The sequence below is a fragment of the Sporosarcina trichiuri genome, from assembly GCF_030406775.1.
GTDB classification, from domain to species: Bacteria; Bacillota; Bacilli; order Bacillales_A; family Planococcaceae; genus Sporosarcina; species Sporosarcina trichiuri.
This window is the reverse complement of sequence record NZ_CP129119.1, coordinates 929,282-949,296: the sequence shown is the minus strand read 5'-3', so window position 1 is coordinate 949,296 and position 20,015 is coordinate 929,282. Positions and strand designations below refer to the sequence as shown.

The 20,015-nt window shown below is 51.6% G+C and carries 20 protein-coding genes; 13 read left to right on the top strand and 7 right to left on the bottom strand.

Annotated elements, in window-relative coordinates:
- Positions 1 to 24: 24 nt before the first annotated feature.
- Positions 25 to 537: a DUF948 domain-containing protein gene (locus QWT68_RS05055; protein ID WP_040286514.1), complete on the bottom strand. Its 513-nt coding sequence runs from the start codon at positions 535 to 537 to the stop codon at positions 25 to 27.
- Positions 538 to 642: 105 nt separating this feature from the next.
- A complete protein-coding gene (locus QWT68_RS05050; protein WP_052461768.1) occupies positions 643 to 900 on the bottom strand; it encodes a DUF3899 domain-containing protein in 258 nt (85 codons plus the stop codon).
- A gap of 323 nt (positions 901 to 1,223) precedes the next feature.
- Between QWT68_RS05050 and QWT68_RS05045 the strand changes: the two genes are divergently transcribed.
- The 5 genes from QWT68_RS05045 (at position 1,224) to QWT68_RS05025 (ending at position 7,079) form a co-directional block, all read left to right on the top strand.
- Positions 1,224 to 2,948 carry a peptide ABC transporter substrate-binding protein gene (locus tag QWT68_RS05045; protein ID WP_040286512.1) on the top strand — a complete coding sequence of 575 codons (1,725 nt, stop codon included), beginning with the start codon at positions 1,224 to 1,226 and terminating at the stop codon, positions 2,946 to 2,948.
- A 160-nt stretch (positions 2,949 to 3,108) separates the two neighbouring features.
- The gene (gene opp3b / locus QWT68_RS05040; RefSeq protein ID WP_040286511.1) at positions 3,109 to 4,041 is read left to right on the top strand and encodes an oligopeptide ABC transporter permease; all 933 of its coding nucleotides are present in this window, start codon (positions 3,109 to 3,111) and stop codon (positions 4,039 to 4,041) included.
- Complete coding sequence (opp3C, locus tag QWT68_RS05035) at positions 4,041 to 5,060, top strand: oligopeptide ABC transporter permease (RefSeq protein WP_040286510.1); 1,020 nt, start codon at positions 4,041 to 4,043, stop codon at positions 5,058 to 5,060. The genes opp3b and opp3C overlap by 1 nt, the downstream gene beginning before the upstream one ends.
- Positions 5,061 to 5,076: 16 nt before the next feature.
- The gene (locus QWT68_RS05030; RefSeq protein ID WP_040286509.1) at positions 5,077 to 6,138 is read left to right on the top strand and encodes an ABC transporter ATP-binding protein; all 1,062 of its coding nucleotides are present in this window, start codon (positions 5,077 to 5,079) and stop codon (positions 6,136 to 6,138) included.
- Positions 6,138 to 7,079, top strand: a complete 942-nt coding sequence (locus tag QWT68_RS05025) for an ABC transporter ATP-binding protein (RefSeq protein WP_040287237.1) — start codon at positions 6,138 to 6,140, stop codon at positions 7,077 to 7,079. The genes QWT68_RS05030 and QWT68_RS05025 overlap by 1 nt, the downstream gene beginning before the upstream one ends.
- A 44-nt stretch (positions 7,080 to 7,123) precedes the next feature.
- Here the strand turns inward: QWT68_RS05025 and glnA (QWT68_RS05020) are convergent, their stop codons facing one another.
- Complete coding sequence (gene glnA, locus QWT68_RS05020) at positions 7,124 to 8,458, bottom strand: type I glutamate--ammonia ligase (RefSeq protein ID WP_040286508.1); 1,335 nt, start codon at positions 8,456 to 8,458, stop codon at positions 7,124 to 7,126.
- 160 nt (positions 8,459 to 8,618) lie between these two features.
- Positions 8,619 to 9,953, bottom strand: a complete 1,335-nt coding sequence (glnA, locus tag QWT68_RS05015; protein ID WP_290149976.1) for a type I glutamate--ammonia ligase — start codon at positions 9,951 to 9,953, stop codon at positions 8,619 to 8,621.
- Between the two features lie 196 nt (positions 9,954 to 10,149).
- On the opposite strand from glnA (QWT68_RS05015), the gene cax reads away from it, so the two are divergent.
- A complete protein-coding gene (cax, locus tag QWT68_RS05010; protein WP_040286506.1) occupies positions 10,150 to 11,202 on the top strand; it encodes a calcium/proton exchanger in 1,053 nt (350 codons plus the stop codon).
- A 15-nt stretch (positions 11,203 to 11,217) separates the two neighbouring features.
- Here cax and msrA read toward each other — a convergent pair whose 3' ends face one another.
- Complete coding sequence (gene msrA / locus QWT68_RS05005; RefSeq protein ID WP_040286505.1) at positions 11,218 to 11,751, bottom strand: peptide-methionine (S)-S-oxide reductase MsrA; 534 nt, start codon at positions 11,749 to 11,751, stop codon at positions 11,218 to 11,220.
- 161 nt (positions 11,752 to 11,912) lie between these two features.
- Here msrA and QWT68_RS05000 point away from each other — a divergent pair, with 161 nt between their 5' ends.
- On the top strand, positions 11,913 to 12,866 hold the full coding sequence (locus QWT68_RS05000) for an LCP family protein (protein ID WP_290149972.1): 954 nt from the start codon (positions 11,913 to 11,915) through the stop codon (positions 12,864 to 12,866).
- Positions 12,867 to 12,931: 65 nt separating this feature from the next.
- Positions 12,932 to 14,116, top strand: a complete 1,185-nt coding sequence (locus QWT68_RS04995) for an AI-2E family transporter (RefSeq protein WP_040287236.1) — start codon at positions 12,932 to 12,934, stop codon at positions 14,114 to 14,116.
- A 145-nt stretch (positions 14,117 to 14,261) separates the two neighbouring features.
- On the opposite strand, the gene QWT68_RS04990 is transcribed toward QWT68_RS04995, so the two are convergent.
- Complete coding sequence (locus tag QWT68_RS04990; protein WP_040286503.1) at positions 14,262 to 15,251, bottom strand: helix-turn-helix transcriptional regulator; 990 nt, start codon at positions 15,249 to 15,251, stop codon at positions 14,262 to 14,264.
- 184 nt (positions 15,252 to 15,435) lie between these two features.
- Between QWT68_RS04990 and modA the strand changes: the two genes are divergently transcribed.
- From modA to QWT68_RS04965, 5 genes are all read left to right on the top strand, one after another.
- Positions 15,436 to 16,224, top strand: coding sequence for a molybdate ABC transporter substrate-binding protein (gene modA, locus QWT68_RS04985; RefSeq protein WP_290149969.1), 789 nt, complete (start codon positions 15,436 to 15,438; stop codon positions 16,222 to 16,224).
- Positions 16,225 to 16,245: 21 nt separating this feature from the next.
- Positions 16,246 to 16,926: a molybdate ABC transporter permease subunit gene (gene modB, locus QWT68_RS04980; protein ID WP_040286501.1), complete on the top strand. Its 681-nt coding sequence runs from the start codon at positions 16,246 to 16,248 to the stop codon at positions 16,924 to 16,926.
- 13 nt (positions 16,927 to 16,939) lie between these two features.
- On the top strand, positions 16,940 to 17,593 hold the full coding sequence (locus QWT68_RS04975; protein WP_290149966.1) for an ATP-binding cassette domain-containing protein: 654 nt from the start codon (positions 16,940 to 16,942) through the stop codon (positions 17,591 to 17,593).
- 43 nt (positions 17,594 to 17,636) lie between these two features.
- Entirely contained in the window at positions 17,637 to 18,071 is a 435-nt protein-coding gene (locus QWT68_RS04970) for a GNAT family N-acetyltransferase (RefSeq protein WP_040286499.1), read from the top strand.
- Between the two features lie 102 nt (positions 18,072 to 18,173).
- A complete protein-coding gene (locus tag QWT68_RS04965; RefSeq protein ID WP_290149964.1) occupies positions 18,174 to 18,545 on the top strand; it encodes an rRNA methyltransferase in 372 nt (123 codons plus the stop codon).
- Positions 18,546 to 18,724: 179 nt separating this feature from the next.
- Here the strand turns inward: QWT68_RS04965 and QWT68_RS04960 are convergent, their stop codons facing one another.
- Positions 18,725 to 19,963: an MFS transporter gene (locus QWT68_RS04960; RefSeq protein ID WP_052461836.1), complete on the bottom strand. Its 1,239-nt coding sequence runs from the start codon at positions 19,961 to 19,963 to the stop codon at positions 18,725 to 18,727.
- Positions 19,964 to 20,015: the final 52 nt, after the last annotated feature.

Genomic DNA, 20,015 nt, shown 5'->3' with positions numbered 1-20,015 from the left:
CTGCATCACCTCTTCGTTTAGTTTTTACTTCGGCTCAGGAAGCCGCTTTTGCGGCGGCGGGAGCAGTTCGACATCCGTCCTGGCATTCCGGCTGCGTCCGGGACGGCTGGAAGGGTCAGTCTGCTTCGCTTTCTCCCGTTTCGCCCGGTAATAGATGCTCGCTGCAATGCCAGTCACTGTGTTCGCTTTCTGCATCAGATCTTTGTACTTCGGATCAGGATTGCTGATCTGGTCCGCCAATGCCTGGAAGGACTGATTCATGTGTTTCGTCGACTCATCCAGCTTCTGGGCGGCCTTTGCAACACTGTTCAATGATTGCAGTTTACGTTCCACGTCTTCCGTGATCCGATTCGTATTTGCAAGCAGCTCATTTGCCTGTCCGGTCACACCGTTGAGCTTGCCCTGCAGATCCGTGAGGGAATCCGCGATCTCATCCTTCGTCGCATTCATAGCTTTGACTGCCTTAATGACGAAGATAGCGATGAGGAGGAGAGATAATGCCGCGATTGCTGCGCTGGCATATAAAAGTATTTCCATTCCATAACCCACTCCATTCTGACTGACGTTTTCTAATTGCACCGCTTACCTAGTTGTACCACTATTCCATTGTGCATAAACAATTGGAAGCATGCAAGTTCGACGTCAATAGAGGGCCAGAGCGGCAGACATGAGAATGAGAATCGGGATTCCTGCCTGGAAAAAGATCTTAGGGCTGAACGAAAAGACTTCAGAGGGACGCCGCATCGTTTCTAAGTCATCCCGGGTATGTTTCGATGCCAAGACTTTTCTCATACTGCTTGTGAAAAAATCAAACGAACCAGTCCGGACAATATAGACTATTCCTCCTGCCAGTACGAGCACACCGCCGACATAGAAGGAGTAATTGATGTAGTTTAGCAACGAAATACCTCCGTCTGACAGGAAACACAGAAAAAAAATAGTAAGTTGACCAATTGAAAACAAAAATATGCTTTTTCTCAAAATTCTAACCTCGATTTCCTATTTCGTAATAATTCATTATGTATCATACAGCACTATCGTTGTTTAGACAAAGAAAAATAGGGCCGGAAACCGCTTACCGACACAATTCGACGACTATTCAAATTCATCGGTTGGTTATGCCTAGTAAAATTTTTTGTAAAAAAAACTTTGACTTAAGAGAATTTGATTGTATAATGAAATAGTGTTAATTCTTCAGACAATTATAAAAAGGGGGAATGACCTTGAAGAACACAAAATGGCTATTGCTGCTCGCGATGACATTAGTACTAAGTATCTTCCTTGCTGCTTGTGGCGGCTCGGATGATAAGGACAATGCTTCAAAAGACGACGACAGCAAAAAAGATGACTCCGCAACAGAAACACCTAAGAAAGAAGATGGTGAGCCGGATGCAGAACAAATTCTGAACTTGGCTGAATCTGCTGCAATCCCTTCCGTCGACTCAGCAATCGTTGAAGATGCAGTAGGATTCAACGTACTGAACAACGTAAACGAAGGTCTCTACCGTCTGAACGAAGAAAACATTGCAGAACCTGCAATGGCTGCAGAAGAGGCGACTGAAAGCGAAGACGGCTTGACGTACACGTTCAAACTCCGTGACGCAAAGTGGTCTGACGGTACACCAGTCACTGCTGATGATTTCGTATTCGCATGGCAGCGTGCAATCGATCCTGCTACAGGATCTCCGTACGGTCCGTTCATGATGTCCGGAACTGTCAAGAATGCAACCGCTATCAGTGAAGGCAAAATGGACAAGAAAGAGCTCGGAATCGTCGCGAAAGACGAAAAGACACTCGAAGTGACACTTGAGCGTCCGGTCCCTTACTTCCTGTCACTCATGTCATTCGGAACGTTCTACCCGCAAAAAGAAGAATTCGTCACTGAAAAAGGCGACGCGTATGCTACAAACTCCGACAACCTTCTATACAATGGACCATTCACTCTGACTGAATGGGACGGTACAGGCGGAAGCTGGAAATATGTTAAGAACGATCACTATTGGGATGCTGACAACGTGAAATTGACTGAAATCAATGTCAACGTCGTTCAGGATTCTGCAACAGCAGTCAACCTGTACCAGGATGGCAAGCTTGACCGTGCCGGCGTATCCGGTGACCTTGCAATGCAGTACCAGGATGACCCTGAAGCTGTAACACAGGCAGAAACATCTGTTTTCTACTTCAAGTTCAACCAGCAAAAAGGCGGCAAGGAAACACCTCTTGCAAACGTCAATATCCGTAAAGCGATCGCAAAATCATTCCAGAAAGAAGACCTTGCAGATGTTGTTCTTGCAAACGGATCGATTCCTGCAAACTTCCTCGTACCGAAAGATTTCGCTTACGATGAAAACAAGAAAGACTTCCGTGAACTGAGTGGAGACCACCTCGAGTACAACGCGGAAGAAGCGAAAGAATTCTGGAAAAAAGGATTGGATGAACTCGGTGTCGACAGCCTTGAGCTTGAAATCCTCGGCGGAGATACAGAGCTTTCCAAGAAGATGGATGAGTACTTCAAATCTCAGCTCGAAACGAACCTTGAAGGTCTGAAGATCAAGCTGAAAGAAGTTCCATTCGCAGTACGTCTTGAGCTTGACAGCTCACAGGATTACGATATCCAAGTTTCCGGATGGGGCCCTGACTTCCAGGATCCGATCTCCTTCCTGGATCTGTTCGTCACAGATGGAACAAACAACTTGATGTCTTATTCCAACAAAGAATATGACCAGCTGATTGCCGATTCGAAAGGCGACTTGGCATTGAAGCCGGAAGAGCGTTATGAAGCATTCGCTAAAGCTGAAAAAATCCTTCTGGAGGACGATGCAGCTATCGCACCGATCTATCAGCGCGGTTTGATTTTCCTTGAAAAACCATACTTCAAAGGTTTGGTAAGCCACCCATTCGGAGCTGACTACAGCTATAAGTGGGCGTATATTTCAGGTAAAGAGTAAGCGGTTCAGCTGAATAACGGGAGTATATGGCGGCGTTCCGCCATATACTCTCTTTTTCAATAACAGAAAATAATGTGAATGTTTTGTAAGTGCTTTCATTTTGAATACAAATCGTCGACACGGTTTCAGATACAGTGGTACATAGACCTGGAGGTGCAGCATGGTTAAATATATTGGTAAACGGATCATTTATATGTTCATCACAATGTTTCTCATTGCGACGACAACATTTTTCTTAATGCAGACATTGCCAGGTTCCCCGATTGCGTCTTACAGCAAGCTGAATGACACGCAAAAGAAGATTGTCGAGAAAAAATACGGTATCGACAAGCCGGCACCTGTCCAATATGCAATTTACATGAAAAACTTGGCAAAAGGCGATCTTGGTACGTCCTTCGCATTCAAAGGCAAGAGCGTCAATGACCTTCTTGCTTCACGTATCAAGCCGTCGTTCATCCTCGGCGCCCAGGCGATGGTATTCGGCACCCTTGTCGGTATCCTCCTCGGAATGCTGGCCGCATTAAGGCAGAATACATTCTGGGATTACGGGAGTACGTTCATGGCGATATTGGGAAGCTCGATTCCATCGTTCGTATTCGCCTCACTCCTTCAATACTATGTCGCTTCCCAATGGCACCTGCTTCCGGTCGGCCTGTGGAATGACGGCTGGCAGTCCAGTGTACTTCCATCGCTGGCACTTGCAATGGGACCTCTTGCACTGTCCGCACGTTTCATCCGGACCGAGATGATCGAAGTGATGAGTTCCGATTACATTACACTCGCCAAGGCGAAAGGTGCGAACAAGTTCGAAATCGCATTCAAGCACGCATTCCGGAACGCGCTCATTCCGCTCATCACAGTTCTCGGACCGGTCGCTGCAGGCCTCGTTACCGGCTCACTCGTTGTCGAGAAAATTTTCGCGATTCCCGGAATCGGGGAGCAGTTCGTTTCTTCGATCATGGTCAACGACTTCGCGACAATCATGGGAACTACGCTGTTCTTCTCGGCATTTCTTATTGTGGTTATTTTCATTGTGGATATTCTGTACGGTGTCATTGATCCGCGTATCCGCTTGGCTGGAGGGAAAGCATAATGCAAAAAGATCACGAACAACTGCCCCAAGACCAATTTGAACGGATATCCCTGAACAGTGATCAGGCAGAACGGATCGAAAAACCGAGCTTGAGTTTCTGGCAGGATGCCTGGCTCCGCCTCCGTAAGAACAAAGCGGCCATCGTCAGTATGGTTGTCCTTGTGCTTCTGATTCTAATGGCGTTCATCGGTCCGCATTTGAATGGCCACGATGGTGCTGCCCAGAATTTGCGGCATGCGAATCTTCCGCCGAAAGTTCCGGGTATTGAGAAACTCGGCATCATGGACGGCGTCGGAAACCTCGGCGGCAAGAAAGTCAACTTGTATGAGATGAAGAAAGTCGACGAATATTACTGGTTCGGTACGGATGGACTCGGCCGTGACTTGTTCACCCGACTGTGGGAAGGTACCCAGATTTCGCTTCTCATCGCCTTTGTAGCGGCAGTCATCGACCTTGTGATCGGTGTCCTGTACGGAGGGATTTCCGGATACTTCGGGGGACGGACGGATGATATCATGCAGCGGATCGTCGAAATCCTGATCGGGATCCCGACTCTCATTGTCGTCATCCTGATGCTCATGATCATGGAACCGGGCATCAAGGCGATCATCATCGCCATCTCCATCACCGGGTGGATCGGGATGTCCCGTATTGTCCGGGCACAGATTCTGAAATATAAAAACCAGGAATTCGTCCTGGCAGCCCGGACACTCGGAACGAATGATACGAAGATCATGTCGAAGCACCTCATGCCGAACGTTCTCGGAATCATCATCATCAACACGATGTTCACCATTCCGAACGCTATTTTCTTCGAAGCATTCCTGAGCTTCATCGGGATCGGTCTTCAGCCGCCAGATGCCTCACTCGGAACTCTGATCGATGACGGTTACAAAGTGATGCGGAACCAGCCATACGTTCTGCTGTACCCGTCCATCGTCATCAGTGTTCTCATGATCGCATTCAACTTGATTGGTGACGGACTGCGCGATGCGCTCGATCCGAAGATGAAGGACTAACTAGGAGGAAAGCAGAATGAGTAAAATACTACAAGTCAAAAATTTAGAGCTTTCCTTCCATACGTTTGCTGGAGAAGTGAAAGCGATTCGCGGCGTCAACTTCGATTTGAACAAAGGGGAGACATTGGCGATTGTCGGGGAGTCGGGTTCAGGGAAATCCGTCACGACGAAATCGATCATGCGTCTTCTGCCCGAATCGAGTGCCGAATTCAAAAACGGGGAAATCCTGTTCGATGGGAAAGACCTGACAAAACTCTCGGATACAGAGATGCAGAAAATCCGCGGGAAAGATATTTCGATGATCTTCCAGGATCCGATGACCTCCCTGAACCCGACGATGACCATCGGGAAGCAGATCATGGAACCGATCTTGAAGCACCAAAAAGTGAGCAAGGCGAAAGCACGTAAAGTGGCAATCGACTTACTCAACATGGTCGGCATTCCTAATGCGGAAAACCGTTATAAGATGTACCCGCACCAGTTTTCCGGCGGACAGCGGCAGCGGATTGTTATTGCGACTGCGCTTGCGTGCAATCCCCAGATCCTCATCGCCGATGAGCCGACAACTGCGCTGGACGTTACCATCCAGGCTCAGATCCTGGAGCTCATGAAAGATATCCAGAAGAAGATCGATACATCGATCATTTTCATCACCCATGACCTTGGTGTCGTCGCAAACGTCGCGGACCGGGTTGCGGTCATGTACGGCGGTAAGATTGTCGAGATCGGCACAGTGGATGAAATCTTCTACAATCCGCAGCATCCGTACACATGGGGGCTGCTGAGTTCGATGCCGTCAATGGACGTCAATGACGAGAAGCTGTATGCGATTCCCGGCACGCCGCCGGATCTGCTGAACCCGCCGAAAGGGGATGCCTTTGCACTCCGAAGCGAATATGCCCTGAAGATCGATATGGAACAGCCACCCCCATTCTTCCAGGTGAGCGACACACATTATGCAGCAACATGGCTGCTGCATCCGCAAGCACCGCAAGTGGAACCGCCTGCTGCAATCATCGAACGGATGCGGACATTCCCGGGCAGCCGATACTATGAAGCAACAGGAGGGCGTGCATGATGTCAGATGTCTTACTTGAAGTGAAGAACCTGAAACAGTATTTCAACGAAGGAAAACCGAATGAAGTGCGGGCGATCGATGACATCAGCTTCAAGATCAACCGAGGTGAAACATTCGGTCTCGTCGGCGAGTCGGGATGCGGAAAGTCGACAACCGGCCGGACGATCATCCGTCTCTATGATGCAACGGACGGCGAAGTGCTGTTTGATGGCGTGAATGTCCAGGGGAAGAAATCGAAAGCCGCCAACAAAGAATTCAATCGGAAGATGCAGATGATCTTCCAGGATCCATATGCATCGCTGAATCCACGGATGAAAGTCATGGATATCATTGCAGAAGGCATTGATAACCATGGACTGGCCAAGACGAAGAAAGAGCGTCAAGAACTTGTGATCAAGCTTTTGGAGACTGTCGGATTGAACCGGGAGCACGCTCAGCGCTACCCGCATGAGTTCTCGGGCGGACAGCGACAGCGGATCGGGATTGCACGTGCACTTGCGGTCGATCCTGAGTTCATCATTGCGGATGAACCGATTTCCGCGCTTGACGTGTCCATCCAGGCGCAGGTCGTCAACCTGCTGAAAGAACTGCAGGAAGAACGCGGGCTGACGTATCTCTTCATCGCGCATGATTTGTCGATGGTCAAGTACATCTCCGATCGGATCGGCGTTATGTATTTCGGCAAACTCGTGGAAATGGCGCCTGCTGATGAGCTGTACCGCAATCCGATGCATCTGTATACGAAGTCGCTGCTCTCAGCGATCCCGCTGCCGGATCCCCGGTATGAGCGCACACGGGTGCGGACGCCGTATAACCCGAAAGACCATAATTACGGAGCAGACGAAACAGTCGAGTTCCGCGAAATTGCACCGGAACACTTCGTCCTCTGTTCCGAAAAGGAATACAAGGAAATGAAAGCGGCCCATAAACCGGCTGAATGACAACAGAAAGCCCGGACATCCAATACGGATGGTCCGGGCTTTTTTCAATAGATCTTCATGTAGCGGTCGAGTTCCCATGGATGCACGGTGATCCGGTAGCTGTCCCATTCCGCCTGCTTGGCTGCTTTGTAGTTCGCATAGATATGGCTGCCGAGCGCTTCCTGCATGACAGGATCCGCTTCGAGTGCGAGCAGGGCGTGGTCGAGGTCTGTCGGCAGCGTCACGATACCGGCCTGCTTCAGCTCTCCGGCATTCATCTCGTAAATATTACGGTCGCACGGAGCACCGGGATCGAGCTGCCGGCGGATACCGTCAAGGCCGGCTTTCAGGATGGCAGCCAATGCCAGATACGGGTTTGCGACTGAATCGACCGATCGCACTTCGATGCGGGTGCTCAAGCCCCGCGATGCCGGAATACGGATCAGCGGGCTCCTGTTCTGTGCAGACCAGGCGATATAGCAGGGTGCTTCATAGCCGGGGACGAGCCGCTTATACGAGTTGACCGTCGGATTGGTGACGGCGGTGAACCCTTTCACGTGATCGAGGATACCGGCCATAAATTGATAGGCTGTCGTGCTCAGCTTGCGGTCGCCGTTTTCGTCGAAGAACATGTTTTCACCGTCTTTGAAGAGGGAGATGTTGCAGTGCATGCCCGACCCATTCACGCCAAATAGCGGTTTCGGCATGAATGTCGCATGGAGACCGTGTTTGCGGGCAATCGTCTTAACGACGAGCTTGAATGTCTGGATATGGTCGCATGCGGTTAATGCATCCGCATATTTGAAATCGACTTCATGCTGGCCGGGGGCCGCTTCGTGATGCGATGCTTCCACTTCGAAACCGAGCGCTTCCAGTTCCAGGACGATATCCCGCCGGCAGTTTTCACCGAGGTCGAGCGGTGCGAAATCGAAGTAGTCGCCGTGGTCATTCAGTTCCATTGTCGGCTCGCCATTGCTGTCGAGTTTGAATAGGAAGAATTCCGGTTCAGGTCCTAAGTTGAAATCAGTGAAGCCCATATCTTCCATCTCACGGAGCACCCGCTTCAGATTGCCGCGCGGATCACCCGGGAACGGCTGACCGTCCGCAAGTGAGACATCGCAGATAAGCCGTGCCACTTTTCCAGTGCCGGACGGCCAGGGGAAGACCATCCAAGTGTCCAAATCGGGAATCAGGTACATATCCGATTCCTCGATCCGGACAAACCCTTCGATGGAAGAACCATCGAACATCATCTTGTTATCCAGTGCTTTGTCGAGCTGGCTGATAGGAATCTCCACGTTCTTGATCATCCCGAGGATGTCAGTGAATTGCAGACGGACGAAATTGACGTTGTCCTCTTTCACAAATTTCCGAATATCGTCTTTGGTTGTCTTCCTCATCAGGCCACTTCCTTCTTGTCGGTATTATATTACTGCACTGTCACGGCTGCATAATATTTTTTAATAGTACGGAAATACAGGCTGCATTACAAGATTTTTTTTGTGTCGATTTTGGACATAGAAAAACCCGGACACGAAGGGGTGTCCGGGTGCAGGATGATCAATAGATTTTACGGTATTCGTCGATTTCCCAAGGATGGACGGTGATCCGGTAGCTGTCCCATTCCTTCTGTTTGACGTCGCGGAAATTCCGATAGATATGCTCACCGAGCGCCTCTTGGACGACCGTGTCCTCATCGAGTGCAAGCAGCGCATGGTCCAGATCGGTCGGCAGCACCGAAATACCGGCTTCCTTCAAGTCTGACGCGGTCATGTCATACAGGTTGCGGTCACAAGGCGCGCCTGGATCGAGTTGCTGCTCGATACCGCTGAGTCCTGCTTTCAGGATCGCTGACAGCGCGAGGTATGGATTCGCCACCGAGTCTACGGAACGGAGCTCGATCCGCGTGCTCATGCCGCGGGATGCCGGAATACGGACGACGGGACTCCGGTTCGATGCGGACCAGGCAATGTAGCACGGTGCTTCATAACCAGGCACGAGACGCTTATAGGAGTTGACCGTCGGATTAGTGATAGCTGTAAATCCTTTGACGTGTTTCAGCACACCTGCCATGAACTGGTAAGCGGTCCGGCTGAGCTGGTCATCCGCGTGTTCATCGTAAAATGTATTTTTACCATCTTTGAACAGAGACACGTTGCAGTGCATACCTGAGCCGTTGACACCAAAAATCGGTTTTGGCATGAAAGTTGCATGAAGGCCATGCTCCCGGGCAATTGTTTTGACGACAAGTTTAAAGGTCTGGATATTGTCGCATGCTCGTAAAGCATCAGCGTATTTAAAGTCGATTTCGTGCTGGCCCGGTGCGGACTCATGATGGGAGGCCTCGACTTCGAATCCGAGCTCCTCCAGCTGAAGAACGATATCCCTGCGGCAGTCCTCACCGAGATCGAGCGGGGAGAAGTCGAAGTAGTCGCCATCATCGTTCACATGCATCGTCGGCTCACCGTGGCGGTCCAGCTTGAAGAGGAAGAACTCCGGCTCGGGACCGAGGTTGAAATTGGTATAGCCCATACTTTCCATCTCTTTCAGCACCCGTTTCAGGTTGCCGCGGGGATCACCGGGGAACGGGGTGCCGTCCGCCTGGCAGACGTCACAGATCAGGCGTGCGACTTTGCCGCTGCCGGATGCCCATGGGAATACCATCCACGTATCAAGATCTGGTACGAGGTACATATCGGATGCTTCGATTTTCGTAAACCCTTCTATTGAAGAACCGTCGAACATCATTTTGTTATCCAGCGCCTTATCCAGCTGGCTCACCGGAATCTCCACGCTTTTGATCATCCCGAGTATATCGGTGATCTGCAGGCGGATGAAATTCACGTTTTCCTCCTTTGCAAACTGTCGTATGTCATCTGCTGTGGTTCTGCTCATTTTGGCACGTCCTTTGTAAGTAGTATCGAAAATCCATGCGAAAAAAATCACATCATTATTCTATATATCCTATTTTACAAGTTTCACTCCTGAAATCAGCATTTTTGAAAGTAAGTCCGTATTTTTTACGCGCAATGAAATGCCGGCCAGTGAAAACGGGTATAAGGGGGGAGAATCTGAAAGGAGGAACGGCTTTATGAACCGTATTTTTTCCATAGTTGTATTTGCGGGGGTCCCGATCGTCGCGGCCGGTGCGTTCCTGCACTGGTCGGATATCGTCATGTTCATCCTGAGCTGTATTACGATCATCGGTCTGTCGGGTTTCATCGGGCGGGCGACGGAAAGTCTTGCAATCGTAAGCGGCCCGAGGATCGGCGGTCTTCTGAACGCGACATTCGGCAACGCTGTTGAGCTTATCATTTCCATCTTCACCCTGAAAGCGGGATTGATCGGCATCGTGCTTGCGTCCCTGACAGGTTCGGTCCTCGGGAACCTGCTGCTAGTGCTCGGTCTGTCGTTTTTCGCAGGCGGCCTGAAGTTCAAGCGCCAGAAGTTCAGTCTGCATGATGCCCGTTATAATTCCGGGCTGCTCATATTCGCAATCATCGTAGCATTTATCATACCGGAAGTGTTCTCGATCTCCATGGACTCCGGAACGACATTGAATTTGAGCGTCGGCATCTCGGTGATCCTCATTGCGATCTACTTGGCAGGACTGTTCTTCAAATTGGTGACGCACCGAGGTGTATTCGCTTCCGGCGATGAGGCTGCAGTCGAGGAGGAGGAACCGGAGTGGACCAAAGGGAAATCGATTCTTGTGTTATTGCTGAGCACTGTGGCGGTTGCGTTCGTTTCCGAACAGCTTGTGCAGACTTTCGAGACGCTGGGCGAACGATTCGGCTGGAGTGAGCTGTTCATCGGGATCATCATCGTGGCGATTGTCGGAAATGCCGCGGAGCATGTCTCCGCCGTGACGATGGCCATGAAGAATCGGATGGACGTATCGGTTGAAATTGCTGTCGGTTCAACACTGCAGGTCGCGATGTTCGTAGCCCCGGCACTCGTGCTCATTTCGCTGCTCATGCCGACAGAGATGCCGCTTGTCTTCACGATTCAGGAACTCGTCGCCATGGTGACGGCGGCCCTGCTCGTCATCAACTTATCCAATGACGGGGAATCGAACTGGTTTGAAGGGCTCGTCCTGTTCGCCGCTTACATCATCATGGCGATCGGCTTCTATTTATTGTAACGAAAAAGACCGCAGTCAGCTGCGGTCTTTCCAATTGGCCTGGATGAATTCGTCACGCCCTGATTGTGCGCGGTCGTCTTCATAGGCTTCTTTTTCTTTTTTGTAGAAATCCTGGTGATACTCTTCTGCCCGGTAGAACGTTTCTGCAGGACGGATCGGCGTGACGATCGGTTTGTCGAACCGTCCGCTTTCTTCGAGCGCCGTCCGGGACTGTTCAGCTGCCGTGCGCTGGCTGTCCATCGTATAGAAGATGGCCGTCGTGTAGGAGTGGCCGCGGTCCTGGAACTGGCCGCCTGCATCTGTCGGGTCGATCTGTTCCCAGAAGATAGGAAGCAGATTCTCATACGGGAACTTTTCCGGATCGTAGGTGATTTCGACGACTTCCAGATGCCCCGTATCCCCCTTTTTCACTTGTTCGTATGTCGGGTTCTCGACAGTTCCGCCCATATAGCCGGAGACGACCGACTCGATGCCGTCCCACTCGGTGAACGGTTTCACCATGCACCAGAAGCATCCGCCTGCAAATACCGCTTTTTCAAATTCCGCCATCCGCTGTTCCCTCTTTCTTCAATTGACTGATTGCTTTTAATAGTAGACGCTTGCGGGCAGGCTGTAAAGTGATTGAGCATGTTATAATAGCAGTCCGGCATGCAACCAACGCCTTATCCGGGCGTCCTGTTTGGTGACTTCTTTATTGGGGGAATAGATTCATGTCAGAACAATACGAAGGACCGGTTCCGCGCAGGCGCAGACGGCGCAGGCTGAGGAAGGGACGGGTGTTTCTCAGCCTGCTGCTCGTCGGATTTGTCGGAGCAGGACTTTTCTCATCTTATCAATATATGGCAGGCAAGCGGGCGGCTGTGAAAAATGCAATCGAACCCGGCAGTTTTGAAGGCGATCTTCAGGATCCCTCTGCATCGGCGGTCGAAAATTACCTGCTTCTCGGCGTGGACGACGACGGCAGCGGACGCTCTCGGACGGACACAATGATGGTGCTTTCCTGGGATAAGCAGGCACAGTCGATGAAACTCGTGTCATTCATGCGGGATATCTATGCGGACATCCCCGGATACAAATCGTACAAACTGAACACCGCCTATTACCTGGGCGGCGTCCAGACCGCCAAGGATACGATCACCGGCATGTTCGGCATCCCGATCCACCATTATGCGATCGTCGACTTCGATAATTTCGAAAAGATTGCGGATGCCGCTTTCCCGGAAGGTGTCGAAATCGATGTCGAGAAGGAAATGTCCGAAAAGATCGGCGTAACGCTGAAGCAGGGTGTCCGCAAGCTGAACGGCAGGGAACTGCTCGGCTATGCGAGGTTCCGTGCGGATGCGGAAGGGGACTTCGGCAGGGTGCGCCGCCAGCAGCAGGTGCTGTCCGCAGTGAAAGAACAGGCGATGACACCAGGGATGGTGCTGCGCGCGCCGAAGATTGCCGGTGTGCTGTCGCAGACGATCGAGACGGATCTGACATCGAAAGAGGAACTGTCAAGGGTCGTCAGCCTGCTCTTATCCCGCGGCGCAGACATTGAGACGTTGACGATTCCGGCGAAGGGTACATACTCGTTCGCGGATTACCCGCACGCAGGTTCCGTCATCGAAGTGGACACAGAAACGAACAAACGGGAACTGCAAGCGTTCCTGCAAACTGAATAGGCTGTTGTTGTAAAGGGGGAGTGAAGTTGAGCGCACAGAAAGAAACGAAGAAAACTGAAAACAGTATGGCGGAGGGATTCCTGGCCGACAACCGGATCATCCGGTTCCTCGGCGGGAAGACGACGCTTTTCATATTGATCGTCCTGATGCTTGTGGGCATCAACGTCATGATCTTCGATAAGATTTCATTTATCTTCTATCCGATCCGTGTTCTCTTTTCCGTCGTTGTCCTGCCGATCGTGCTTGCGACGATCCTGTATTACCTCCTGCGTCCGCTGCTGCAGTTACTGGAGCGGGCGAGGATCCCGAAAGTATGGGGGATTGCCATCATATTCCTGACAGCGATCGGACTGATCACGCTGCTCGTATTCCTCGTACTGCCGTTCTTGAAATTGCAGTTCTGGAAACTGGTGGACGAATTCCCGACGTATTTCAATGAGCTCATCCTGACGCTCGATTCGTTTTTCAGCAACTCAATATTTGCACCCTATTACAATCAGCTGAATATCAATGCCGGCGAGCTGCTCGATTCAGGACTCGAGAATATCGGCCAGATGATTGCAGACGCTCTTGGGGGCATCGCTTTGGGACTTACGACATTCATCTCCAAGCTGACGGGTATTTTGCTGTCGATCGTCACCGTGCCGATCATCCTGTTCTACCTGCTGAAGGACGGCCATAACCTGCCTGGCTTTGTGCAGCATTTGCTGCCGCCCCGCATGCGGGATGATGCGGAATCGATCCTCGGTGATGCCGACAAGCAGATCAGTGCTTACATACAGGGGCAGATCCTGGTCGCTGTCTGTATCGGGACGATGGTGACAATCGGGTTCCTGATCATCGACATGAAATATGCACTGCTGCTCGGGGTGCTGGCCATGTTCACAAGTGTCGTCCCGTATCTCGGCCCGGTGATAGCCATCACGCCGGCGATCATCATCGCCATCGTGACATCGCCGTTCATGCTCGTGAAGCTGGCGGTCGTATGGACGATCGTGCAGGTGATTGAAGGGAAATTCATCTCCCCGCAGATCATGGGGAAGACGATGCATATCCATCCGATCACCATCATCTTCGTGCTGCTGACCGGGGGATCGCTGTTCGGCATTCCAGGGGTGATTCTGGGAATTCCCGGATACGCACTCATCAAAGTGCTCGCGACCCATCTGTTCAAGCTGTTCAAGATCCGCTACAACAAATATGAGGTGGACGTCCGGATGCATTACGAACGGCCGCCTTCAAAAAAATAGACCGCAGGAAACCGGCAATCCGCTGAATTGGAATGCCGGTTTTTTGTTCCATATATTAATTAACCATAATAATATTATGTAAAGCAGATGGTGCTGATGAAGAAGAAGAGGGAACACCGTCCGGCATGAACAGCAGGACGGTGTCTTATGGTGTGTCATATAATATCTGCCCCATTCGCGAAAAGTCGTATCCTTGAATTGAGGCCAATTCTTTCCGGAACGATTCGGATTGCAGAATACGGATCACCGTGTCCCGGAATTCGGCATTCTCCGGCTTCTTCAGCATGACAAGGTCATATTGCTCAGTCGTGATCGGTACAAAATCGACATTCACGAGGCTGGCGGCCTTTTCGATGCCGACACCTGTATCGGCTTCGCCGGCAGCAACTTTTCCCGCGACTGCCAGATGTGTCTGTTCGATCGTACTGTATCCGCTGATGGTCCGCGGAAGGATCCCTTCCAGGCGCAGCCGTTCGTCCGTTAGCACCCGGATGCCTGAGCCAAGTTCCCGGTTGACGAATCGGATATCATTCCGGTTGAGATCCCGCCAGCTCATGATCTGTTTCGGATTGCCCGGCTGTACATAGAAACCCGCTTTCCGGGACAGCATCTGGATGACGGTATACTCACGGCCTGTCAGGAGTCTCCGGATATAGGGCAGGTTATAGGATCCCGTGTCGCCGTCGAACAGGTGTGTGCTCACCAGGTCCGCATCCCCCTGCAGCAGAGCAATCAGGTTTGCGAGACTTCCTGTATGGGACCGCAGCGTGCGCCAGCCGGCAGAAGACGCCGAGATCTCGTTCGCCAGCAAGTCGAGTGTGACATCCTGCCCGCTGATAATGAGGGGCTGTACTGTCCGGGGGTGAGGGGCTGCAGGAGGGGAAGTCGTCTCGTATTGCTGATTGACAGGCGGTGCCTTGGCTACTGGTGCTTCAGCTGCAGACACGGAAAGCCGGCCGCCTTTCATCCGGTTTTTGTAGGCTTCGAAGTCCGCTGCGTCGACACGCATCTGACGGCCGACCCGGTAAGCTGTGATTTCCCCTTTTTTTATGAGATCGTAAACTGTCAGCTTGGATACTTGAAGGAACTCTGCAAGATCTTCAGTTGTATAGGATATTCCATCATTCGGTTTCAAGATATATCCCTCCGTTCGTTTCCTCCATTCTCCTTTATCCGGAAGAAGAATGCAATAGATATAGATAGACTAATCTAATTATTTTTAATACTATATAGATAAAAGTAGATATAGGAAGTGTCGTTGTGTTATAAGTAGTTATAAGCAAAGATATAGAATGATATATAGAAAAGGGGAGCTCGGTATGAAGCGTGCGTTAGCAGCAGGGCTGGCGGCGGCCGTCCTGGTTTTGTTGGCAGCCTGTACTAATACAGAAGATAGTGATGAAAAAGGGAATGCCCCGGATAATGTCGAATTGCGTATATCAGCCGCTGCGAGTCTGACAGATGCCTTGGATGATTTCAAGAAGACATACGAAGAAAAACATGAGGGCGTTAAGCTGACTTTCATGTATGGGGGATCCGGCAAACTGGCAACAGCAATCGAGAACGGAGCGCCTGCCGATCTGTTCCTGTCCGCCAGCAAGAAGGATATGGATACACTGGATGGAAAGGGGCTCATCGATGGGCCGACACGGAAGGACTTCACAACGAACACACTTGTCCTCATCACAAATGAGGGCACAGCAGATCCGATTACAAGCTTTAAGGACATCGACCCGGCGGATATCGATCATTTCGTCATCGGCGAGCCTGGAAGCGTCCCGGTTGGCCGGTATACGAAAAAGGTTTTCGAGTCTCTCGGACTTTGGCGAAAGATGCAGGACAAACTTGTGCTGGCTTCGGATGTCCGGCAGGTGCTGACACAAGTGGAGCTCGGGAACGCGGAATATGGTATTGTTTATTCAAGTGATGCATTCATCTCGGACAAGGTCAAAGTGGTAGCGGAAGCGGACCCGGGCTGGCATACCCCGATCGTGTACCCGGGAGCGGTCGTGAAAGATTCCAAGCATCCCGAAGAAGCGGAGAAGTTCTTTGACGAATTACTGGGGGATGAAGGCCAGAAGGTACTGGAGAAATACGGCTTCAAGTAAGAAATTGGGGAGGTGGACGCAATGGACATGCATCCGCTGCTGCTGTCCGTGAAAGTGGCGGCCATATCGACGGTGATCGTCTTCATATTCGGTGTATTTCTGGCCCATCTGTTCGCAAAACACAGGTTTTTCGGCAAATCGGTGCTGGAATCGCTGTTCCTGCTGCCGCTCGTCCTGCCGCCGACAGTTGTCGGGTTCGGCCTCCTGCTGCTGTTCGGCAAGAAGGGCTGGATCGGCAGCTGGCTGCTCGAGACGTTCGACATCCAGATCGTCTTCACATGGACCGCCGCTGTGATCGCCTCCGTGGTCGTCAGTTTTCCGCTCATGTACCAGAGTGCGGCGGCAGCCTTCGAAAACCTGGACGGGAAGCTGGAGGATGCCGCCCGGACGATGGGTGCTTCCGAGTGGCGGGTGTTCCGCACAGTGACCTTTCCGCTTGCATGGCCGGGTCTGCTTGCAGGACTCATCCTGTCGTTTGCCAGAGGACTCGGCGAGTTCGGTGCCACCCTCATGCTCGCCGGATACATACCAGGCAGGACGGACACGATGCCGATGGCCATCTACTTCGCCGTGGAAGCCGGTCAGATGGAAAACGCATCGTTCTGGGTCATCATCATCACAGCACTCGGGTTCAGTATCATATTATGGTTGAATTGGTGGAGCAGACGGAACTTGCGCCGGTTTGCCGCCGACAAACGTTAGGCAGGTGTGAAAAGTGCTGGAAGTTGCGATCAGTAAACAGCTTGGCCATTTTAAACTGGAGGTAGAATTCGAGGCTGGCGAGGAGATCATCGTCCTGGCAGGTCCTTCCGGGGCAGGGAAGACATCGATCCTGCAGGTGATTGCAGGCCTCACACACCCGGACAGCGGCAGCATCACGCTGAACGGAAGGCGATTTTGCGGCGGGCCGGGAAGACCGCTGCCTGCCCGGGACCGCAATATCGGCTATCTGTTCCAGGACTATGCGTTGTTTCCGCATATGACCGTCGAACGCAATATACTGTACGGAGTGGGAAAAGACCAGCTTGCAGACGCCCGGCCCGTCATCAACCAGCTCCAGGAAGTGCTCGGTATCGGTCACCTGCTGAAGAAATATCCCCATCAGATCTCAGGCGGCGAAAAGCAGCGTGTCGCACTGGCGCGCGCACTCGCTGCGGAGCCCGATCTGCTGCTGCTGGATGAACCGCTGTCGGCACTTGACGAAGAGACCCGCGAGGAATGCCAGGATGAGCTGCTGCGGCTGCATGAGCTGTGGAACATCCCGTTCATCGTCGTGACACACAGCCGGTCGGAAGCAGAGAAGCTCGGGGACCGCATACTGCGGCTGAAAAAGGGCTCGCTTGTCGAAGAAAGTCGTGGAACAATATAGAAAACCCTGCAGAGCTTCAGGCGGGTATCGGAGGGGATCCATAGTGGGAACAATCGAGATCACCGTTTTACGTACCGAAGAGGAATTGCTGGAAGGGTTTCCGATCATGAACCAGCTGCGGACACATCTGAACGAAAAAGAATATCTGGAACTCGTCTACGAGTCGGAAGCGAAAGAACGGTACCAGCTGCTCGGCCTGCGGGATGACGGTATCCTGAAGGCGCTGATCGGCTTCAAGCCGATGATCACGCTGTATTACGGCAGATCGCTCTGGGTCTGCGATCTCGTGACCGACAGTGCTGCACGTTCAAAAGGCTATGGTGACCAGCTGCTGACCCATGTCGAGAAGTGGGGAAAAGAGCATCACTACGAATCGATCGCACTGTCGTCAGGCATCCAGCGGACCGATGCGCACCGTTTTTATGAAGAGAAGATGCACTATCATAAGGTCAGCATGGTGTTCAAAAAGAATTTCTGAAACGGAAAGTGCGGTTTTTGCTGTAAGCGAACACCGATGCGAACAGCCGGCGGAACTGGTTCGCCGCCGGTTAATCTCATTTAAATATAGGAGGAATCCATCATGTGGATCAACCGGGACGGACAGTTGTATCAGGCAGCCGATGAGACGCGGGTCAAATTCCGCACATCACTCAGCGCGAAAGTACTGGAAGAGCTGAAACAGCGAGCCGATGAACACGGTACGTTTGTGAATTATTTGCTGGAAGACGGATTGAAAGAACTGCTGCAGCAAGAAACGATCCATTTTACGAAAGATATGCGGCCGAAAGACCGGATCCAGTATAAGACGACGTATGACGAAGTGCTGCTCGAGCAAGTGCGTGCAGCTGCGAAAGAGCATAAGCTGTATATCAATGATGTGATTGAAGCCGGTGTGCAGTTCATCGATGTGGAACGTGCAAAAAGGGGGCAGCATCGGTATCGTATTGAGTAATAAGAAGGTTATCTTTTAACGCCCCCGTCATAATATATATTATAGGAAGTTACGTATCAATTGCAAGTATACTTATGATAGTGAGATAAAACGCGAAATTTAAGATGACTCACGGCAACTTAAAAAGCCGCAGCAAAGTTCATTGCGCTGCGGCTTTTCCGTCTGTAAGATCATTCTGTTCACGTTGCTGGTTTCACCGGCATAACCGGTTCGGTTTCAACTTCCGGCTCTTCCAGATCGATGTTACGCCGTCTCATCTGCACGTAGAATATTGCGGTCAATCCGATGCTGATCATACCGAAACTCATCACCATCACTTGCATCCCGACAATATCCAGCAGCGCCCCCGCCGCCAGCAGTACGACCTGGAACATGACCCGTTCCAGCATATTGCGGAATGAGAAAAACCGGCCATGGTATGCTTTCGGCATCTGTTTCTGGAAGACGACCATCGCTGTCGGGAAAAAACAGCCTAAACTGAATCCGAGCAAGGAAAACGCAGTCAGTACGGCGAACTGGCTCTCTGTGAAGAACAAGATGAACTCAGCAACCCCTACCATGCCTGCAAAGAAAAACAGGATTTTTGCGGTCTGCCATTTCATCGCAATCCGTTTGACGGCGAATGATCCCACCATGAACGCGACGCCTTCACATGTATAGATCAGTCCTTTGATGGATGCAGACTGCTGGATCTCACTGATATTGATGACAATCAGGTTGAACGCCCCGAGGAACAGCAGCGGGATGAGGGTCATGATCAGTGTCATACCGACCGCCGGATACATCTTCAGCACAGGAAAAACATCCATGAATCCGCTGTTTGGTGTACCGGCCGTTCCGGTGCTCCCTTCCCCCTTCCCTTCATCGATCGTCAGCATGAATGTGAAGACGAGCAATATGGCGTAGGCGGCAATTGATATCCAATAGAGTGACGACAGCGACCAATAGACGAGAATCACGCCGGCGAGCGCAGTCCCGGAGACCCGGGCGATCGTCGCAACATTCATATGGAGCCCGTTCATCGTCAGCAGCTCCCCTTCCCTTACGACAAGCGGGATGGCCGCCTGCAGTGCCGGAAAATAGAAGGTGGCGGCCAGCTGGATGCTGATGACGAAGGCGAGCATCCACCAGACGGAGCCTGCAGCGATCGCAATGAGCATGAAGACGACACTGACGAGCCGTCCGGCGCCCGCAATGATCAGAATCCGTTTCTTCGGCTGCTGGTCGATGATCCTGCCGGCGAGCGGTCCGGCCAGGATGCCGGCTAACAGGCCGACGGATAAGATGAGTGCTTTGACGAAGTCGGATGGGATCAGGCCCTGCATGAATTCCAGATTGCCGATGATTCCGGTCCACAGCCCGATTCCCGCAATCAGCTCCCCCGATAGAATAATCCAGACATTTCGGTTTTTCCACAGCATGCCAGTTCCCTCTTTCTGTTTCTGGATAATTCGCTTCTCGAACTAGTAT

Excerpts from the sequence above, each read along its gene's own strand:
- QWT68_RS05055 (WP_040286514.1), bottom strand. The coding sequence starts at position 537 with ATGGAAATACTTTTATATGCCAGCGCAGCAATCGCGGCATTATCTCTC.
- opp3b (WP_040286511.1), top strand. The coding sequence starts at position 3,109 with ATGGTTAAATATATTGGTAAACGGATCATTTATATGTTCATCACAATG.
- opp3C (WP_040286510.1), top strand. The coding sequence starts at position 4,041 with ATGCAAAAAGATCACGAACAACTGCCCCAAGACCAATTTGAACGGATA.
- QWT68_RS05030 (WP_040286509.1), top strand. The coding sequence starts at position 5,077 with ATGAGTAAAATACTACAAGTCAAAAATTTAGAGCTTTCCTTCCATACG.
- QWT68_RS05025 (WP_040287237.1), top strand. The coding sequence starts at position 6,138 with ATGTCAGATGTCTTACTTGAAGTGAAGAACCTGAAACAGTATTTCAAC.
- glnA (WP_040286508.1), bottom strand. The coding sequence starts at position 8,458 with ATGAGGAAGACAACCAAAGACGATATTCGGAAATTTGTGAAAGAGGAC.
- glnA (WP_290149976.1), bottom strand. The coding sequence starts at position 9,953 with ATGAGCAGAACCACAGCAGATGACATACGACAGTTTGCAAAGGAGGAA.
- cax (WP_040286506.1), top strand. The coding sequence starts at position 10,150 with ATGAACCGTATTTTTTCCATAGTTGTATTTGCGGGGGTCCCGATCGTC.
- msrA (WP_040286505.1), bottom strand. The coding sequence starts at position 11,751 with ATGGCGGAATTTGAAAAAGCGGTATTTGCAGGCGGATGCTTCTGGTGC.
- QWT68_RS05000 (WP_290149972.1), top strand. The coding sequence starts at position 11,913 with ATGTCAGAACAATACGAAGGACCGGTTCCGCGCAGGCGCAGACGGCGC.
- QWT68_RS04995 (WP_040287236.1), top strand. The coding sequence starts at position 12,932 with ATGGCGGAGGGATTCCTGGCCGACAACCGGATCATCCGGTTCCTCGGC.
- modA (WP_290149969.1), top strand. The coding sequence starts at position 15,436 with ATGAAGCGTGCGTTAGCAGCAGGGCTGGCGGCGGCCGTCCTGGTTTTG.
- modB (WP_040286501.1), top strand. The coding sequence starts at position 16,246 with ATGGACATGCATCCGCTGCTGCTGTCCGTGAAAGTGGCGGCCATATCG.
- QWT68_RS04965 (WP_290149964.1), top strand. The coding sequence starts at position 18,174 with ATGTGGATCAACCGGGACGGACAGTTGTATCAGGCAGCCGATGAGACG.